Source organism: Coleofasciculus sp. E1-EBD-02 (assembly GCF_040218245.1).
GTDB lineage: Bacteria > Cyanobacteriota > Cyanobacteriia > Cyanobacteriales > Coleofasciculaceae > Coleofasciculus.
This window is the reverse complement of sequence record NZ_JAVJQN010000108.1, coordinates 1-18,334: the sequence shown is the minus strand read 5'-3', so window position 1 is coordinate 18,334 and position 18,334 is coordinate 1. Positions and strand designations below refer to the sequence as shown.

Genomic DNA, 18,334 nt, shown 5'->3' with positions numbered 1-18,334 from the left:
CTCTCACTTCCCCACCCCAATTTCGCCAATGAATCTGTGAAATCAGTGTTTTGACAAAGGACAAATGACAAATGACAACATTAGTTACTCAATTTCAACCCAACGATACTGATTTATCTCAATCTAGACAGGTTATTCCATCTATAAAATTCATTGTTTTCAGCATGGGGAATCTGCATCTAGCCTTACGCATTGAGTCAGTTTATAAAGTCGTGGATCACACGCCAATCTACAGTAGTGGACTGAATCATGTCGGCGTGGCTCATTTAGGCGATCGCGAAGTTACAGTTGTAGACTTGTATTGGCGATTTTTCAAGCAAAGCCCGATTCAGGAATCCAGCACGGGCGGGTATTTAATTGTGGTTAGAAACACCACAGGGGACTTATATGGAATTCCGGTAACGGACACACCAATGTTAATGGAAATACCCTTATCAGCCATTCGCCTACTGCCTGAATCTTATCGTCGAGCCGATACTCTAGAAGTTGCCAGTCATGTCGCCGTCATTCCCCAGGATAAAGAAGCGATTACTGTATTTTTACTGGATGTGGATTTACTGATGCCAATCTTCCAGGAAATTGGCACATTAACGAATAAAGTATGAAACAATTTTGAACCTGCATTCGTGTACAAAGCCAAGCTATTCCGGTTCCCTTCCCTTGATAAGGGGAGGGTTAGGGAAGGGTCGGTCTCAAGGTATTGGAGGAAACATTATCTTCCTGAAAAAAGTAGGCGGCGGCTACATCTTCATCCATCGAATGCTGATTGAACACTTTGCTGGGAAACTAATACTCTTATCCAGTCAGCTTTAGCTGACTTTCGCTTTTAGCCTTGGGTTTAAACCCAAGGCTGTTTAACGTTTAATCTGCTTTAGCCGCTTGAGAATTATCGGCTTTAATTTTGCCGCTAAGGGCGGGTTTTGTTGTTCAGTTATTGGTAACAAGTAGCTTGAGTGGCTAAACCCGCCCCTACAATTGTGACTAATGTGGCTAAACCTGCCTCTACCATCAGGGTTTTGTGAATAGGTGATTCGTGATAAACTTACCCTATAGCGAATCCAGCTTGACTACCCCTTTGTAATCCAGTCCGCTTAGGCTGGCTACCCTTCGGGAAGGTTTCGCCTAGGTGGGTGTAGCGGCGACTTCCTCCTCGCCAGATCAATTTATTAATTAAAAATATGGTGCAGAATTCCAATCTTTCCCTTGTGCAAATTCAAGACATTTATCCTTGCTTAAATTCTCACATCACGCTTTATATGTTGGAGAATTTTGGGGCAACAGTTAAACTGTTGAGTACCCATCCGCCTCAAGACCTAATTGTGCAAATCTGGACGAATGCTTTAACGAAATTCAATAGTGAAGGGGATTGGCATGGCATCAATTTAACCTATACTCCCGAAGAATCCCAGCAATTCTCTGTCTTCCAAGGCTCATTTATGCCAACGGCTCCAGGAGATTTTCAATTTACCTATCGATTTCGCCGGAAAAATGACGAAAATACATGGCAATGGGCAGGACAATTTCAGGAAAATGGTTACCTTAAAGTAGAACTGCCGTCTCCAGACAGGCAATGGACACAAGGACCTAATTTTATCGAAGTTTTCCCTAATATCTATGTCGGCAATTTTATCGCCGCGTCCCAAGCGGCATCTCTAGGTATCGATGCTGTGCTGAATTTAGGGGAGGAATTGACATTAGCTTTTCCTGAATCCTCTCCTATTGCCTATAGAAAAATGGGGACTTTAGATGGCGCATCGAATCCGATTGCTGATCAAATTTTGCTAGCAGCCGTTCACTGGATTGATGAACAAGTGAACCAAGGTAAAAAGAAAATATTAATCAACTGTCGCGCTGGGATTGGTCGCAGTGGTTCCGTAGGGGTTGCCTATTGTTTCTCGAAAAATCCCCAGTGGACTTATCAACAAACTTTAGACTACATTTGGAGTAAAAAACCCAATATTTATCCCCACTCTCAATTGCAAGACAGCTTAGAACGCCTCTTTCCTCGGTCAACGTCGAGGTAAGCTAGAAATTAATTCATATATTCGCGAATCTTCAACCAATTTTGGTCATGAAGACGTTGCCAAGCCTTGCGAAGATGTTTCGGTTGGAAGCGTTTGCGTTTCCGTTCACTCCATTGATACACCTGTTCAATCATCACATCAACATCCGTAGCGGCTTCAGGATTCTCTTGAGTAACCCAGTGAATCGTCGCTAGCATTTCTAATCCATAAGGCGTTTCAAAACCTTGAATTAAATTACTCACTCGCTGGAGACAGTCATTCGCCTCCGGGTCTTGTGCTAAAAAAGTATGAGCGGCTTCTTTCCCCCTAGGCAATACCTGAATTTGAGCATTATTACTGCGATCGCCATAACCCCGAATAAAATGCCCTTCAATCCGTTGCAAAACATGATTCAGATTATTGGCGTAGGGACCATAGTGATGTTTAACATACCGCAGTTTCAAGGGTTCGCCCGCTACTTGTAAGAAATAGGCAAGTTTCTGGATTTCCAGTTTCGTGAGTTGATAACCCGGAATACTATAGAGTTCCAGTAAGCGAATAAATAAAGCACGGGCGCGAGTCATTTTAGGTATCGATGTAGCCACTGGCATTGTATTGGCTATTGGTGCGCCTTGCGGCTCAAAGATAACCACCTGCACGTCTGGCAATTCAGCTAAGGCTGATTCAATCAGTGGCTTAACATTGTGCCAATCTAATCCGCCATTCCCACATCCAAGAGGTGGAATTGCAATAGAATGAATATTTAACCGCTTAATCTCAGCCACTAACGCTTTCAGTCCAGCTTGAATATCCTCTAGTTTTGATTGTCCTTTCCAATGACGTTTAGTGGGAAAATTAATAATATATCGGGGAAACAATTGATCGGTGGGTACAGTAAACATTCGTCCTGGCTTTACTTCCTGGGCATTGCAAGCCTTTTTGTAAGCACGGAAGTTGTCGGGAAATGCTTGTTTAAATTGCAAGGCTATCCCTTTACCCATAACACCGACGCAGTTGACGGTGTTGACGAGGGCTTCCGTGTTCTCTTCGAGTAGGTTGCCTTGCTTAAACTTAATCACAGTTCTTAATTGACGATTTAAATCCGAGTTGTACGATTATTTTAACGTTAATAGTACCAATCACGGTAAACATTAACGGGAGGCTGATAGTTAAACTTTTGTAATAGTTGCCGTACCTGTACTTGGATTGTAGAATTGAACACGCCAATCTCTTCGATTAGCTTCCACGGACAGAATCGATGCACCAAAAACTCAGCTTGTCGTCTGCGCTTTCTATCTCCATCGTCTGGCGTATCTGCCCAGTAGTTCTCTTTCATAATCTGCCAATCAATCCGATTTAAATAAGCCAGATCATCATAAAAATCGGAGTATGCCATAATCCCATGACCATCGGTAAATACAAACCCTGATAGATTTGTCGCGATCGCCTCGACAGAGGAAACCAAATAAAGGACACCACGTTGTCCTTGAGTATAACCCGGCACATTCCCTCTGTGAATCGTATAGAGCATCGGGGAACGGGGGGCAAAGTAAAATGGCACATAATCATGCAAAACGCCACCAGCGCCACAGGGAACCGTAGTAGTTGCACGGCGATCTTGGATAGTTTGATAAGCAATATTGATGTAATTGATGCTATCTTGGCGCAGCCGATTATAAGCGAATAATCCAGCCCGTTCCAATATAGACGTTAAATTTTTGATGTCGGTAATATGATAAATAGGGATTGGCACTGGTGTTGTTAAGTCGAGTTTACGTCTACTCAGTCAATTTTCCAGTCTTTCTGCTGCTGAATGCCCAATCCCAACAAACCTTTAATACCAATCCTACCTCGATGATGGTAAAGTGCGATCGCACAATTTTCTGGTATACTTTTTACAATGGGAAAATATGTCCGCCTATAGCCTATCTATGAAGCCTTTCAGACCAGCTCACGATTCAGTTAATCCATCCATTTCAGTTACGGCAAATTCCTGCTCAATTGCCTTGAGTTCGCCCTGAATCCCTGGGTCATTTGCCATCATTACCAGTTGCTGTTCAACCGTTTTCTCCTGGCTGTCACGATGGTTAAGGGTGCGAAATAGTCTCAAATTGTGAATAATTCTTTCCATTAACCACAGTTGCTCTTCATCCGATAAGCAACTGACCATTTTTTCAATCTGGTGTAGGCTGGGAGAGTTCATGATCTAAGATTCTACGGATTGAGTGGCTCTAAGGTCTAGCTTATCATTTGGATCTGCGGAAAAGGTTCAGGCGATCGCATAATCTGCCTGTTGATTTTATTTCCTCTGAATTTGACAATTTAACCCAAATATGAGTTAACTCGTAGGGGCGGGTTTGACTGTTATCTTGTGGCGATAAACTTCTCAATTCAATAAACCCGCCCCGCACCCAACCGTTAACTGGTAGAATCCAGGTGGTGTGAGTTTTAGGTGAGTTGGTCGAGTTCCGTTAATTCTCTTCGACGTAACTTGTTGAAGGCTAAGGTTCCTTGACTACGAACGATGGCGCGATCACACGTTTGTCCGTTAGACCTAAATCAGGACACGATTCTATCGTGTCCCTACCCAATCAATTCTTCCGTAGGGGTACGGCATTGCCGTATCCTGGGTTTAAGGTGACGCTTCGCACCCACGCCCAGGCAATCCTAACAAACCTTTAATACCAATCCTGCCCAGATTACGGTAAAGTCATTAAGAAGTCGGCATATCAAAACTGTTCATGAGCGGATATTCCAACGCATCTACTCCCGAATCCAACGGTGCTACCGACGTTCGCGCCACCGAGAAGGCGAAGCAGGTGGCGGCGGAAAATATGGATCATCGGACGGTAGACCGCCAACAGCTAACGCCGATGATGCAGCATTTTGCGGAACTCAAAGACCAGTATCCGAATGCGGTACTGCTGTATCGAGTTGGCGACTTCTATGAAACGTTCTTCCAAGATGCGCGGCGAGTGGCTGAAGAATTGGAATTAGTCCTCACCAGTAAGGAGGCGGGGAAGGGTGTGGGACGAGTTCCGATGACAGGTGTCCCTCATCACTCGATTGAACGCCATGCGACTCAGTTAGTGGAAAAAGGCTATGCGATTGTAATTTGTGATCAAGTAGAAGATGCATCTATCGCCGCTAAAGAAGGGCGTCAGGTGAAACGGGAAGTGACTCGCATTCTTACCCCCGGTACGTTAACCGAAGCCGGGATGCTAAATGCTAAACGCAATAACTTCCTGGCGGCGGTGGTGATGGCGGGGAATCATTGGGGATTAGCCTATGCGGATATTTCCACGGGGGAATTTTTCACCACCCAAGCCACGGATTTAGAGTTACTGGTACAGGAACTGTTGCGCTTGCACCCCTCAGAAGTGCTGATTCCCACCAACGCCCCGGATTTGGGGAGTATGTTGCGTCCAGGGGAAAAATCGCAGTCGTTACCCGATTGGTTACCCAACTCCTTTTGTTACAGTCTGCGTTCCCAAACCCCCTTCAGTTCCTCAGAAGCTAGACAACGACTCCTAGAACGATTTAAAGTGCGATCGCTAGAAGGGATGGGTTGTGAACATTTGCCTCTGGGAGTTAGGGCGGCGGGGGGATTGCTGGAATATTTGGAAGACACGCAAAAGGAAAATTATGTCGCCCTGCAACATTTACGCACGTATACGTTAGCTGATTATCTGATTCTCGATCACCAAAGCCGCCGCAATTTAGAAATTACCACCACGGTGCGGGATAATACGTTTCATGGTTCCCTTCTCTGGGCATTGGATCAAACCAGTACCTCCATGGGCGGACGGGCATTACGCCGTTGGTTATTGCAACCTCTGTTAGATATTAAAGGAATTCGGGCGCGACAGGATACGATTCAGGAGTTGACGGAAAATACCGGATTGCGGGAAGATTTACGTCAGTTATTACGGGGAATTTATGATTTAGAGCGATTAACGGGGCGGGCAAGTTCCGGAACGGCGAATGCACGGGATTTGGTGGCGTTAGCGGATTCGCTGTTAAAATTACCCGACTTGGCAGAACTGGCGGCGTATGGGGGTTCTCCCTATCTGAAAGCATTGCAAACCTTTCCTCCTGAATTAGAACAGTTGGGACAAAGCATTCGCGCCCATCTGGTGGAATCGCCACCGTTACAGATAAAGGAAGGCAATTTAATTCGTCCTGGGGTGAATGACCAACTGGATGAAATGCGTCGTATGGCGGAAGAGGATCAGCAATGGATTGCTAACTTAGAAGTCACCGAACGCGATCGCACAGGAATTGCCAATTTAAAAGTAGGATACAACAAAACCTTCGGCTATTACATCAGTATTGCTCGCTCTAAAGCCGACCACGTTCCCGATGAGTACATCCGCAAACAAACCCTAACCAACGAAGAACGCTACATTACTCCTGACTTAAAAGAACGCGAAACCCGGATTCTCACCGCACGGGATGATTTAAATCGCTTGGAATACGAGATTTTTGTCGGATTACGCACCCAAGTGGGGAATTATGCCCAATTAATTCGCAATCTGTCTCGTGCGGTGGCGGCGATTGATGTTTTGTCGGGTTTAGCGGAAGTAGCGGTACGCCAGGGGTATTCTCGTCCCACAATGGTAGAGGGGCGAGAAATTACGATTATTGATGGACGCCATCCTGTAGTAGAAAAGTCTCTGCCAATCGGGTTTTTTGTCCCTAATTCGGCGTATTTGGGATGGGAGGAGTCAACGTCATCATCTGGGGAAAAGACAAAGACAGAGAATCATCAACGTCCCGATTTAATTATCCTCACTGGACCCAATGCCAGTGGCAAAAGTTGCTATTTACGCCAAGTGGGATTAATTCAGATTATGGCGCAGACAGGGAGTTTTGTGCCAGCGACATCGGCGACATTGGGAATCTGCGATCGCATTTTTACTCGGGTTGGCGCGGTTGATGATTTAGCCACGGGTCAATCCACGTTTATGGTGGAGATGAATGAAACAGCAAATATCTTAAATCATGCTACGAATAAGTCCCTGGTTTTATTAGATGAAATTGGCAGAGGTACAGCAACCTTTGATGGGTTATCTATTGCTTGGGCGGTGGCGGAATATCTATCTCTGGAAATTCAGGCACGGACTATTTTTGCTACGCATTATCATGAATTGAACGAATTGGCATCTATTTTAGAGAATGTTGCCAATTATCAGGTTACGGTGAAAGAATTGCCCGATGAAATTATCTTTTTACACCAAGTTCAACCCGGCGGGGCGGATAAATCCTATGGGATTGAAGCAGGGCGTCTGGCTGGTTTACCGCCGGCGGTGATTCAACGGGCAAAGCAGGTGATGGGACAAATTGAAAAGCATAGTAAAATTGCCATGGGATTGCGGAAAGGTATTGGTAAAAAAGCCAAAGATACTGAAACGATTACGCCAGACACATCGGTACAGCAGTTAGATATTTTTGCTGAGTGATAGCCCGATTCTAGAGTCACACCCTTTTGAGGAGGCGATTGAAATCGCTGCTACACAAACAAAGTCCGCCTGCGCGGACTAGGTTATAATGCCAAATCTTTGTCACCGTTTCCCTACGGAGTAGATTAATATCCCTCCAATGAAACAGCAAGTTTTGAACAAATGAAACGAATCGTACAGTAAGGGTTCTGATGAAGCTTAATCCGTATAAATTGTTAAACATTTTTTGACATCTTCCTATATGCTGATTTTTATAAAAACTCCAGTTATTTTAGTTTTCCTTTATACTCTAGGCTTATAAAAAAACTCCTACTTTCGATAGAAGTTTATGCCCTTCCCCAGGCAGATGAGACGGTCAATAGAAGCGGTTAAATTGTTAGGTGGACAACGTGATTCAGAGGCAACTCGGTTCTTGGGCTAACAGTACTCGTATACCTTAAGCTATTACGGATCGGGAAATAGTCTTGCCAAATAATTCAAATAAGTAAATATAGTTTTGGTAGCAAAACTATCGTCCATAGATGATTTTAAAAGAGGTTTTCATGAAAAAGCAACATCAGAGTAAGCTAAAAAATACCGGACTATTAGGAGCGATATTCGGCGGTGTTTTAATTAGCTTACCAGCAACAATTTTAGAAGCATCAGCCGCACCTTTTTCTACCTTAGCTCAAGTCAATCCTTGTCCGGGAATCTACTACGAAGAACCCTATAATAGCACGCGCATGGTTCCGCAAGGGTGTCCGCCGAATGCGGCAGAACGGATGGGTCGAGGCGGTCAAATGCCTAGTAGACAGATGACTCCTGTACCCCCTCCAGCCGGAGTGTCTCAACCTCCTCTACCAGCAGAACGTAGTGATGCAGTTGCCCGAATCCAACCCACAAACGGTACTGTTGATGTGCGGCTGAAAAATAACACTGATGCTGTTGTTTCTTATCAAGCCGTCGGACATACTGATCGTCGATATATGTCAGGTGGAGAAGAAATTGTTCTGCAAAACTTGCCCACGCCGATTACGATAACCGCCGTTCGTCAGGATGATGGCTTAATTCAGATGATGCCCATGTCTACTGATGAAACTGGGCAATTGGAGGTTACGTTTGAACAAGAAACAACCTTAGACAGTAACCAAGGGGTATTGAGAATTCAAGAAGATGGTCAAGTCTTTGTGAATTAGAGACGTTGACGTTATGGCAATTTTCGTAGAGACGTTCTGGTAGAACGTCTCTATTGTTTGGCAATTTACTCTAAAAGCTTACCAAGAAAAGTTAAGGTGGATAGGACGCGATCGCACCAAGTTTCCTATTAACCTGAATATCGCCAAGCTATGCGTTTATAGCACTAAAGTGCTAACTACGAACCTGAATATTGCCAAGCTATGCGTTTATGGCACTAAAGTGCTAACTACGAACCTGAATATTGCCAAGCTATGCGTTTATGGCACTAAAGTGCTAACTACGAACCTGAATATTGCCAAGCTATGCGTTTATAGCACTAAAGTGCTAACTACGAACCCGAATATCGCCAAGCTATGCGTTTATAGCACTAAAGTGCTAACTACGAGCCTGTGTTATAATGGCGTCGAGTATTGAGTTTATTTAAAATCTTTACACTATAAATTTTTGTGTCAATATTTGAAGCAAAAAACGCTCAAAACTTAAACTAACTTAACTAAAAAATGCCTTTAGCAAGCACTTTAAGAAAAGGAGTCAAGCGGTGAAGCGCGTGAATCAAGCGTGGATCAGGGCTTGCCGGATTGTAGCCGCAACCTGTCCCATGTTATCGTTAATGGTTATTACCCCGAATGTAGCGTGGTCGAGCATGGTGCAACTCGATACCAGTCCCCAGGAGACAACCATTACTACTGTCGCCCAGAATACATCTCCAACTGGGAGTTTAGACTATACCCGACAATTTAACCAAGAACTTCAACAAATTGGACAGATATCCCCGCAAGCCTTTAAGCAGCGATATGCGAGTCAAGCTGAGTATTTGCCTCAAATTAGTTGGGATGTGACGACGGCGAAGTTTTGGGATGAATTTAATTTATCACCAGAGGATATTTCTCGGCGGTATCGGGATTATACGTTCCCAATTCAACCTCGCGATGACTTTCGCCTGAATGGGGAAGAACTGGCGGTGTTTCAACGTAATGGCTTTGTCGTCAGTGAACGGATGAGCGCTCCTAGCTTTGCTGCTGTATTTTATAACATTTATAGTCGGGATTTGCCTGTTTTTGTCTCTAGTGATGCGTTACTTCATGCATGGCATCGGTCTTATGATGCTATGTTAGAGGAATTAGAAGCCGAGTATTTGGCGCGATCGCTGGATGAAATCTTAGCGGGTATGGCGCAGAGGCTGCCTCAAGTACGGCAGGAGTATGGTAATGGTGTATTAGAGGAGAGTCTCCTTGATGCCGATTATTTTATCGCCGTTGCGCGATCGCTACTTTCCGGGAATCGAGTCAGAACCTATTTTAATCAGAATAGTCGTGTCGCTGAAACCCTTGATGCCATTGAATCTGGGCAGCTTCAGGAGTTTAACCTATTTGGACGCGATCGCAGCGTTGATTTTTCCCAGTTTAAACCCCGTGGACATTATGAGAAATCCGAGGCGCTGAAACGGTATTTTCGGGCAATGATTTGGTGTGGCAGAATTGATCTGAGAATTGCGGGAAATCCAGAGGAATCTTCGCCACGGGAACTCGGTATTGCGATTATCCTGAATCATCTCCTCAACCAATCCGGGAAATTCTCCCAATGGCAACAGTTTGACCAAATGTTGCAAACCTTTGTCGGTCAAACGGATTCGATGACGTTTGCTGAATTGAATGATTTCTTGGCACAAAATAAAATTAAATCTCCCACAGATATTCAGACATTATCCACCCTGGAACAACTGCAAACTGATATTTTAGCCACGCCATTAGGGTTGCAAAGCATTCGAGGAGATTCCTATCAATCCTCCCCAGATTCCCAGCAAATCCAACTTCCCCGCAGTTTTACGCTTCTCGGTCAAAAATTTGTCTTAGATAGCTGGGTGCTGAGTAAAGTGGTTTACGATGACATTCTCTGGAATGGCAAGAAAGTGCCACGGCGCATTCCCAGTAGCTTAGATGTGGCGTTTGCCGCGTTAGGAAATAATCAGATTGTCCCCGAATTAGTGGATCGGATGACGAATAGACAGGGGCGTCAATTTCGAGATGGACTCAATTATCAACATCACTTAGCTGCTGTCAAAACCGTTGTGGATCAGCAAAATCCCCCCATCTGGGAACAAAACATCTACCTAAATTGGTTAGCCACCTTACGGGAACTTTCGACACCAACCACCGAGGCGAAATACCCAGAAGCGATGCGGACAAAAGCCTGGGCAATGAAAACCTTAAATACCCAATTAGCCTCTTGGACGCAGTTACGCCACGACACGATTTTATATGCCAAACAATCCTACACCGGTGGAACTCGTTGCTTTTACCCCGCCGGATTTGTTGAACCCAGACCGGAATTTTGGGAACGGTTTGAGAGGATGGTACAGTTAGCCGCCAAACAGATTAATCGAACCAGTTTTCCCGAATCATCTCGCCAGATTCAGGAACGACAAGTCGAATTTTTAGAGAACTTTGCGGAAAAATTAGCCATCTTGAAAGACATTGCCACTAAGGAATTGGCACAGCAGGAACTTAGCCAAGCTGAGACTCAATTCCTGAGAGATATTGTGGAAATCGATGGCGGTTCAGGGGGTCCTTACTACAGGGGTTGGTATCCGTCTTTGTTCTACGAAGAACCGAAGGATTCTAATAGTTGGGATGCGATTGTTGCCGATGTACATACCGATGTTCCCGATCCCGTTTTTGGTGATCCAGGGGCGGTACTGCACCAAGGGGTAGGGAATGTAGATTTGCTGATGATTGCGGTGGATAATGGTGAAGATAAAATGGTGTATGCTGGACCTGTTTTAAGCCATTATGAATTTGAAATGCCGGGAGTTGTTCGCAAATCGGATAGTGAATGGCAGAATGATATTAAGGAGGGGAATGTTCCTCCGCGTCCCGAGTGGACGGAGGGTTATCTGGTGTCGGGGACACCGGAAATACAACCTCATTTTTATAGGGATAATTAGGACTACATTAGCCGTGTAGGGGCGACCCGCCTGCATTAATCAAAAACACCAATCTATTCAATTGGATCGGGTCGCCCTTTACTCACGTTAGTCGGGTCGCCCTTTCCTCAATTTGGTGGGTTACGGCGGATAGTTCATTTAACGGTTATGTGCCATCATTGAGTTCCCGCCTAACCCACCCTACAAATACTTCCCCATCCTGTAACTTGCCTACATCTTTGGTATGCGATCGCGGTAGAAAATTAGGTGGGTGTTGTTGTCCGTTTTGAGGTGAATCAAATTTAGGTTGGGATTAGGAATCGTGAAGTTTAAGGCGCACATCATTTATTTAATTTCCTGATTGAATCGTGAAGTCAACATTAGCCGTGTAGGGGCGACCCGCCTGCATTAATCAACAACACCAATCTATTCAATTGGATCGGGTCGCCCTTTCCTCAAGTTAGTCGGGTTGTCCTCCAATTTGGTGGGTTACGGCGGATAGTTCATTTAACAGTTACGTGCCATCATTTAGTTCCCGCCTAACCCACCCTACAAATACTTCCCCATCCTGTAACTTCCCTACATCTTTGGTATGCGATCGCGGTGGAAAATCGGGTGGGTGTTTTTGTCCGTTTTGAGGTGAATCAAATTTAGGTTGGGATTCGGGCGGGTTTTGTTGTTTGGTTTGAGGTGGGTTTCCTGATTTTGTCCCTAAACCCGCCCCTACATATTATTAGGCATTTTCACGTTTAACCCTCTCCCCATCTTCCCCATCTCCCTCATCTTTACCATCTTCCCCCTGGGTGTTTGCAGTCAAAGCATCCGGGAAAGCGATCGCTTTCGTTGGGAACTGTATAGGAGAATCTATTGTGCTTTCCGATATCATGGTATCCCTAACCCCCAGCATTTACCCCCAGGTAACCCTACCCAACACCACTCCCATGGCTAGTGAACCCCTCGACTACCCCTTTCTCTTACTCACCCATCTAGTCTGTGCCGATCGCCAAATTCATCGGGAAGAGTCGAAACTCTTGCATGAGTTGGCAGATCAAACTCAGGTGGGACAACAGACAATCCACGAAATGGAGAAAATTCTCGCCCAAGAGAAAGCTCTCCTCCCTGTCGAGAACATCGCCCAGCAAATCCCCCCCGAACAGCAACAGGAAGCGATGCAGCAACTCCTGGCGATCGCTTATGTCGATGGACTTTTTTCCCCCTTAGAACGGCAAATGATTGCACAGGTGGCGCAGATTTGGCGCTGGGATGCGACAGAGGTGGAACAGATGATCACTCAAGCCCAAACCCTGCAAGCCACTCGCCAAAAAGATAGGCAGTCTCAAACCGAGAAACTCTCACTCAGCGCGATTTTACTCATGGGTGCAGAGTCTATCTTATCCCGAACTTTAATCGCTAAACTTGCCACTTTCGCCCCCGAAACTCTGGGACGCCGCATTGTTCAATTGCAACGGCAAATCCTTTTAGCCAGACCCGATTACGAAGAAGCGGTACAACAAAATAGCATTATCGCCAGGGAAGATTATCGCTTCACTGAAACCGCACTCACGGATACTGAGTCTACGTTAATCGGCTTAAATCAAACCCTAAAACTCACCCTAGAAAACCTCCAGAAAACCATTCATCAGCAGCCGACGAACCCAACCACACAAGAACTGATCAATCAATTCAACCAAACCCAACAAACCCTAGCCGCCGAGATTGGAGAAGAACTGGACATTGTACGCGAATCCCTCTGGGCAAAACAACGCGCCTTACACCATTTTAGTCTGGCGGTTATGGGAAAAACCAAAGTTGGTAAAAGTACCCTCCATGCGATTATTATTGGGGAAGGCTGGGAAGCGATTGGTCGTGGGGGACAGCGGACGACTCGCTTTAATCGAGTGTATGATTGGAAAAACATTCGCATTATTGATACCCCCGGAATTGGCGCACCGGGGGGGAAAAGTGAAGAGGAAATTGTCGAAAGTGTGATTGAAGAATCGGATCTGATTTGCTATGTCGTCACCAATGACAGCATCCAAGAAACCGAGTTTCAATTTTTGCAGCAGTTAAAAGCCAAGGCAAAACCCTTAATTATTCTACTCAACCTGAAATATAACCTGCGTGATCCGCGTCGCTTAGACTATTTCTTAAAAAACCCCGATAAACTCTTTACCCTAGAAGGAAATAGTGGGATTGGCGGACATATCGATCGCATCCGTCGCTATGCCCAAAACCATTATGCCAACGACTATTTTGATATTATTCCCGTCATGCTGCTGGCGGCGCAAATGGCAAGCGAACCCGAACACCAAGCTAATCAGGAGAAACTACTCAAAGCCAGTCGCATTCAGGACTTTTTAGACTCCATCCGCGAATCCCTAGTTAAGCATGGCGCGATTCGGCGATCGCAAACGCTTCTGGGTTCCACTGTAGGGACAATTGAACGCCCCTACCATTGGATGAGTCAGAAACGTCAAAGCTATCAACAATTGAGTGCCACTCTCACCCGTCAACGGGAAACCTTGCAGGCAAAAATTCAAACAGCGGGTAAGGATCATCTGGAATTACTCCAGTATCAAATTGCCAGCATTTTTCAAGATATTTTCAATAGCTTACCCGATTTTGCTGAATCCAATTGGAACTTCAGTCAGGAAAGCTTAAGACAAAATTGGGAGTATAAACTGCAAGCGCTGCAAATTGATGATCGCCTGCAACATGCCTATCAAACGACGGTGCAAAACTTTAATCGTGATGTAGAAATTGCCTTATCTGAACTGGGAACCGATTTACAATTAATGGCTTATAATGGTGGGGATGATTTACGATTTTTCCCAAGTCCTGCTGATCTGTACAGTGATAATGCGGCAGAAATTGGCGGGAGTTTCTTGAGACTTTCCCAAACCTTGGTGACTCATTTTAGTCCCTCGGTGAACAAGACGGTGATGATGGGGGCAGTGGTGCTGAATAGCATTTTAGGCATTTTTACAACCCGCGAACAAAAACGCAACTTTGCCGTTCAACGGTTGTCTAAGTTATTAACGCCACAAATCCGAGCTAGTCAACGCAAAATTGAGGAACAAGCGGCTAATATTTTTCGCGAGTATTACCGCCATGCAGCCGGGAGTATTATGCGGTATATCGAGGGGCTGATTCAAGAGTTTGAGCTAATTTCAAAACAGTTTAATCAGCCTCAGCAACAACTCAACAAGACAATTAATTGGCTTAATCTGGCGTATAGTAAGCGGATTGTTGATTGGTGTCAAGGAAACTATGAACCCTTGACTGAAGCAGGAATTAATAAAACCGTTACCCAAGTGAAACGGGAGTTTGGCAAACAGATTGATATTCAAACCAAATTTCAAGTCCGTTCTCATCTAGACAGCCAGGAAATTAATCGAATTCTGCAAGAAGATGTGTCAATGCATCGGCTTCAGTAGATGAGGGAGCAATGTAGAGACGTAGCATGCTACGTCTGGGAGCAGGGGGAGCAGGGGGAGCAGGGGAAGCTGGGGGAGCAGGGGGAGCAGAGGGAGCAGGGGGAGATGAGGGAGATGAGGAAGTTAACTCAAAACTCTACCTTACCTGTTCCCTGTTCCCTGTTCCCTGTTCCCTCTTCTTAGACAAATGACATAAGACATAAGACATAAGACAAATGACGAATCAATTTAAATCAGCGGTTGTCGCGTCTAAGTTAACGACAGCTTGTATAAAATTTGACAAATACCTGGCGAAACTAAATCGCACGCCTCTCACTGAAATTCGTCAAAAACTACGACAGGAACTTAATACCTATCGCCATCAGGGAATGTTGAGTGTTGTCGTAGTTGGACAATATGGCGCGGGAAAATCTACGCTGATTTCGGCGTTGACAGGGCGACGAGATATTGCCATTCATTCCGATATTACAACGGATCAGATTACTCGTTATAATTGGCAGGGAATTGAACTCATCGATACCCCTGGACTGTTTACAGAACGACAGGATCATGATGAAATAACCTATAGTGCGATCGCGAAGGCGGATTTGTTGATTTTCTGTCTCACCTCGATGCTGTTTGACGCGATAACGGTGGAAAATTTTAAGCAGTTAGCCTACCGCCAAGGCTATCGCTGGAAAATGATGCTGGTGATTAATAAAATGTCCGAGGAAGCGGGTGAGGAACGGGAAAAAATCGCGAACTACCGCCGCAGTTTAGCTGAAGCTTTACATCCCTATAACCTGGATGAGTTTCCCTTATGTTTTATCGATGCCAAAGACTACTGTGAAGGAATCGATTCTGGGGATAAATTTCTCAGAGAGGTGAGTCGTTTTTCCACATTCATTGATACCTTGGATACCTTTGTCGAACAACGAGGGTATTTAACCCGCTTTGATACCCCGATTCGCATCGCTTTAAACTGTGTAGATGACGCGCAGTTGCATATCAGTCGTACTACCCCCCAAGACACCATATTCTTAGAACTACTTACCCGCCTAACTCGCAGTCTACACCAAGAACGCGATCGCCTGCGGACTAAAATTCAGGGCATAATTCTGCGCCTATCTGCTGCGATTACTCAAGAAGGCGATATACTGCAAGTAGCCTTGGGTAGTCAACTGAACTTTGAACAATTGACTCAGCGGACTGAACTGAATATCCAAAACCATTATGAACAAGTCGGCGAAAAAATAACCAATACCCTAAACCAGGCGATGATATCCCTACACCAAAATATCTCGACAATACTAAAAGGAAATCTGGTGCAAATTTTACTGGAATCGTGGGAACAGGCTAAACAGGATAATCACAATTCTGGTAACTCTAAAAAGGCACAACGCATCCATCATCAATTGCATTGGCTGAAAACCTTTAGGGATACCGTTAAGGCAATGTCAGAAAACTATCCCAAAAATTTAGCCGACTTTCAAGTTAAACCTTGGCAGTCGGTAGAAGCGATAACTACAATTATCCATATTTCCCACTTCTTAAGTTCGGCAACGATCATTTTCTCAGAGAAACCTGAACCGGATACTGGGAAATACCCAGCAGATAGAGAAAAGCAAATGAACGATATTATCCGTTATATTACCAGTCAATTTCAGGCAATTGCTAAACATCTAGAGCATCAAATTAATGCTCAAGTCTGGACTGTAGAACAACAAACCTATCGAAAACTTGAGCAAAAGATTGGCGTCAGACGTCAGCAGGAACTAGACGCGATCGCGGGTTCTAACAAAGACGTAAAAGAATTAGCTGAAATTCGTCGTGACTTTGAGCGAATTTTGCAGTATATTAGCAAAGCGACCGCCAATTCATCGGTTTTTCCGGGAACAGGTGATGAGAAAGGTAAAAGGGGAGAAGGATAGAAGGCTTATCATGGAGTTGAAAACATTTTCTATTTATGCCAAAAACCCAGAAAAGGGTCAACAGGTCAAGAGCCAAGTTGAGAAACAAGGATTTAAATATTCGGAGACTTTTCCGGATTTTATGATTACCGTAGGAGGAGACGGAACTTATCTAGAAGCGGAACGAATAAAACCCGGAATTCCCAAGTTACTGGTTAAAGACAGTCTGGTTTGCTTCAAGTGTCATGATGAACCCCTGGATGAGATGTTGGCAATGATTCAGGCGGGGAAAAGTCAGTTTAAGGAGATTATTAAACTCGAAGCGATTCATGACAAGGGTCGATTATTAGCCGTGAATGATATTATCCTGAGAAACAAAAACCCTATTCGTGCTATCCGATTTAAGGTAAGTTTGAATCAAGACGAAGTTGATCCCAATCTGATTGGGGATGGTGTAGTTGTCGCTACTCCTTTTGGCGCCACCGGCTATTATCGTTCTGTAACTCGCAGCACATTTAGTCAGGGGATAGGTGTGGCGTTTAATAATCCGACTCAGGAAAAACAACCCTTGCTGTTAGATGAAACTGATGAACTGAGTCTAGAAATCACGCGGGAAGTGGGACAGTTAGTAGCGGACAATAATCCTACGATAGTGAACGTTAATCCCGGAGATAAAATTATGATTCGTAAAGCCTCAGAGGTGGGACTATTGGTGTCTCATAATGATTAATAACGTTGAATTAATTTTTATACAATAATTTACCTCATTTTTACGTAAAGAAATTGGGGCAATTATCGCGGTTGGTTGTAGGGGCGAGTCGCTGCTCATCGTAGGCGGTGTTAGAATTAACCTGTCTCGACTCGCCCTTGTCTAAATGTAGGCGGTGTCGCGGTGTCAGATAATTATTGATACCGGATGCAGGGCGACCCGATAAGATTAATTAGTTACGAAAAATCTTGACAACCGTAGGGGCGGGTTTAGGGAATCAATTTAGCTATTTAGAACTAACTGAATAACGAAACCCGCCCTGCCTCACCAATAATACCAAATCCGCGTTTATAACCTGCTTTTGCCACGGTGATTAAAGCTGATTTTGGGTTACCAAAGAAGAAACGGTTTTGACCTGTATTCTTAGAAAAGCGAGATGGCTGACCGATTTGTCAGGCAACATCCGGTGATAAATGTTAATGTCGCATGGTTAACATGCAAAATTGTCATTTGTGTGCGGATTATGTATCCTAAGTAACGAGATGAATTGGGTAGTCCCCATAGATTATAGGGATGAAGGATGAGATATGAGAGCGTCAACGACCCACGCTTCATCCCTTTGGGGATAGAAGCGGGGCGTGAAAACGCCCATAGTTGACCAGCCTAAGTCTTAAATGACTACGTTATTGAGGGCATCACACCTATGAATGCGTTGAGCCAGTTTATAGCTCTGTG

Annotated in this window: 14 protein-coding genes; 11 read left to right on the top strand and 3 right to left on the bottom strand. The window is 44.7% G+C overall.

Annotated elements, in window-relative coordinates:
- Window positions 1–71: 71 nt before the first annotated feature.
- Both RIC07_RS17375 and RIC07_RS17370 read left to right on the top strand, forming a co-directional pair.
- Window positions 72–605 (top strand): chemotaxis protein CheW, encoded by a 534-nt coding sequence (locus RIC07_RS17375; protein WP_446395622.1) that lies wholly within the window; start codon window positions 72–74, stop codon window positions 603–605.
- Between the two features lie 573 nt (window positions 606–1,178).
- Window positions 1,179–2,024 (top strand): dual specificity protein phosphatase family protein, encoded by an 846-nt coding sequence (locus tag RIC07_RS17370; RefSeq protein WP_446395621.1) that lies wholly within the window; start codon window positions 1,179–1,181, stop codon window positions 2,022–2,024.
- Between the two features lie 8 nt (window positions 2,025–2,032).
- Here the strand turns inward: RIC07_RS17370 and darG are convergent, their stop codons facing one another.
- Together darG and darT are read right to left on the bottom strand one after the other, a co-directional pair.
- Window positions 2,033–3,082, bottom strand: a complete 1,050-nt coding sequence (darG, locus tag RIC07_RS17365; protein WP_446395620.1) for a type II toxin-antitoxin system antitoxin DNA ADP-ribosyl glycohydrolase DarG — start codon at window positions 3,080–3,082, stop codon at window positions 2,033–2,035.
- A 47-nt stretch (window positions 3,083–3,129) separates the two neighbouring features.
- Window positions 3,130–3,756: a type II toxin-antitoxin system toxin DNA ADP-ribosyl transferase DarT gene (gene darT / locus RIC07_RS17360; protein WP_446395619.1), complete on the bottom strand. Its 627-nt coding sequence runs from the start codon at window positions 3,754–3,756 to the stop codon at window positions 3,130–3,132.
- On the opposite strand from darT, the gene RIC07_RS17355 reads away from it, so the two are divergent.
- Entirely contained in the window at window positions 3,750–3,938 is a 189-nt protein-coding gene (locus RIC07_RS17355; RefSeq protein ID WP_446395618.1) for a hypothetical protein, read from the top strand. The two genes, darT and RIC07_RS17355, sit on opposite strands and share 7 nt — an antisense overlap.
- A gap of 16 nt (window positions 3,939–3,954) precedes the next feature.
- Here RIC07_RS17355 and RIC07_RS17350 read toward each other — a convergent pair whose 3' ends face one another.
- On the bottom strand, window positions 3,955–4,206 hold the full coding sequence (locus RIC07_RS17350; RefSeq protein ID WP_446395617.1) for a hypothetical protein: 252 nt from the start codon (window positions 4,204–4,206) through the stop codon (window positions 3,955–3,957).
- A 631-nt stretch (window positions 4,207–4,837) separates the two neighbouring features.
- Here RIC07_RS17350 and mutS point away from each other — a divergent pair.
- From mutS to RIC07_RS17310, 8 genes are all read left to right on the top strand, one after another.
- Entirely contained in the window at window positions 4,838–7,465 is a 2,628-nt protein-coding gene (gene mutS / locus RIC07_RS17345) for a DNA mismatch repair protein MutS (RefSeq protein WP_446395646.1), read from the top strand.
- A 542-nt stretch (window positions 7,466–8,007) separates the two neighbouring features.
- Window positions 8,008–8,640, top strand: coding sequence for a hypothetical protein (locus RIC07_RS17340; protein ID WP_446395616.1), 633 nt, complete (start codon window positions 8,008–8,010; stop codon window positions 8,638–8,640).
- 169 nt (window positions 8,641–8,809) lie between these two features.
- Window positions 8,810–9,055, top strand: a complete 246-nt coding sequence (locus RIC07_RS17335) for a hypothetical protein (RefSeq protein ID WP_446395615.1) — start codon at window positions 8,810–8,812, stop codon at window positions 9,053–9,055.
- Window positions 9,056–9,179: 124 nt separating this feature from the next.
- Window positions 9,180–11,585, top strand: a complete 2,406-nt coding sequence (locus RIC07_RS17330; protein WP_446395614.1) for a DUF3160 domain-containing protein — start codon at window positions 9,180–9,182, stop codon at window positions 11,583–11,585.
- Window positions 11,586–12,433: 848 nt separating this feature from the next.
- Complete coding sequence (locus RIC07_RS17325; protein WP_446395613.1) at window positions 12,434–15,001, top strand: GTPase; 2,568 nt, start codon at window positions 12,434–12,436, stop codon at window positions 14,999–15,001.
- A gap of 26 nt (window positions 15,002–15,027) precedes the next feature.
- The gene (locus RIC07_RS17320; RefSeq protein ID WP_446395612.1) at window positions 15,028–15,192 is read left to right on the top strand and encodes a hypothetical protein; all 165 of its coding nucleotides are present in this window, start codon (window positions 15,028–15,030) and stop codon (window positions 15,190–15,192) included.
- Window positions 15,193–15,216: 24 nt separating this feature from the next.
- Complete coding sequence (locus tag RIC07_RS17315) at window positions 15,217–16,911, top strand: GTPase (protein ID WP_446395611.1); 1,695 nt, start codon at window positions 15,217–15,219, stop codon at window positions 16,909–16,911.
- 10 nt (window positions 16,912–16,921) lie between these two features.
- Window positions 16,922–17,620, top strand: coding sequence for a hypothetical protein (locus tag RIC07_RS17310; RefSeq protein ID WP_446395610.1), 699 nt, complete (start codon window positions 16,922–16,924; stop codon window positions 17,618–17,620).
- The last annotated feature ends 714 nt before the right edge of the window (window positions 17,621–18,334 follow it).

Coding starts and splice junctions, on each gene's coding strand:
- RIC07_RS17375 (WP_446395622.1), top strand. CDS start 72: ATGACAACATTAGTTACTCAATTTCAACCCAACGATACTGATTTATCT.
- RIC07_RS17370 (WP_446395621.1), top strand. CDS start 1,179: ATGGTGCAGAATTCCAATCTTTCCCTTGTGCAAATTCAAGACATTTAT.
- RIC07_RS17350 (WP_446395617.1), bottom strand. CDS start 4,206: ATGAACTCTCCCAGCCTACACCAGATTGAAAAAATGGTCAGTTGCTTA.
- mutS (WP_446395646.1), top strand. CDS start 4,838: ATGGATCATCGGACGGTAGACCGCCAACAGCTAACGCCGATGATGCAG.
- RIC07_RS17340 (WP_446395616.1), top strand. CDS start 8,008: ATGAAAAAGCAACATCAGAGTAAGCTAAAAAATACCGGACTATTAGGA.
- RIC07_RS17320 (WP_446395612.1), top strand. CDS start 15,028: ATGCTACGTCTGGGAGCAGGGGGAGCAGGGGGAGCAGGGGAAGCTGGG.
- RIC07_RS17315 (WP_446395611.1), top strand. CDS start 15,217: ATGACGAATCAATTTAAATCAGCGGTTGTCGCGTCTAAGTTAACGACA.
- RIC07_RS17310 (WP_446395610.1), top strand. CDS start 16,922: ATGGAGTTGAAAACATTTTCTATTTATGCCAAAAACCCAGAAAAGGGT.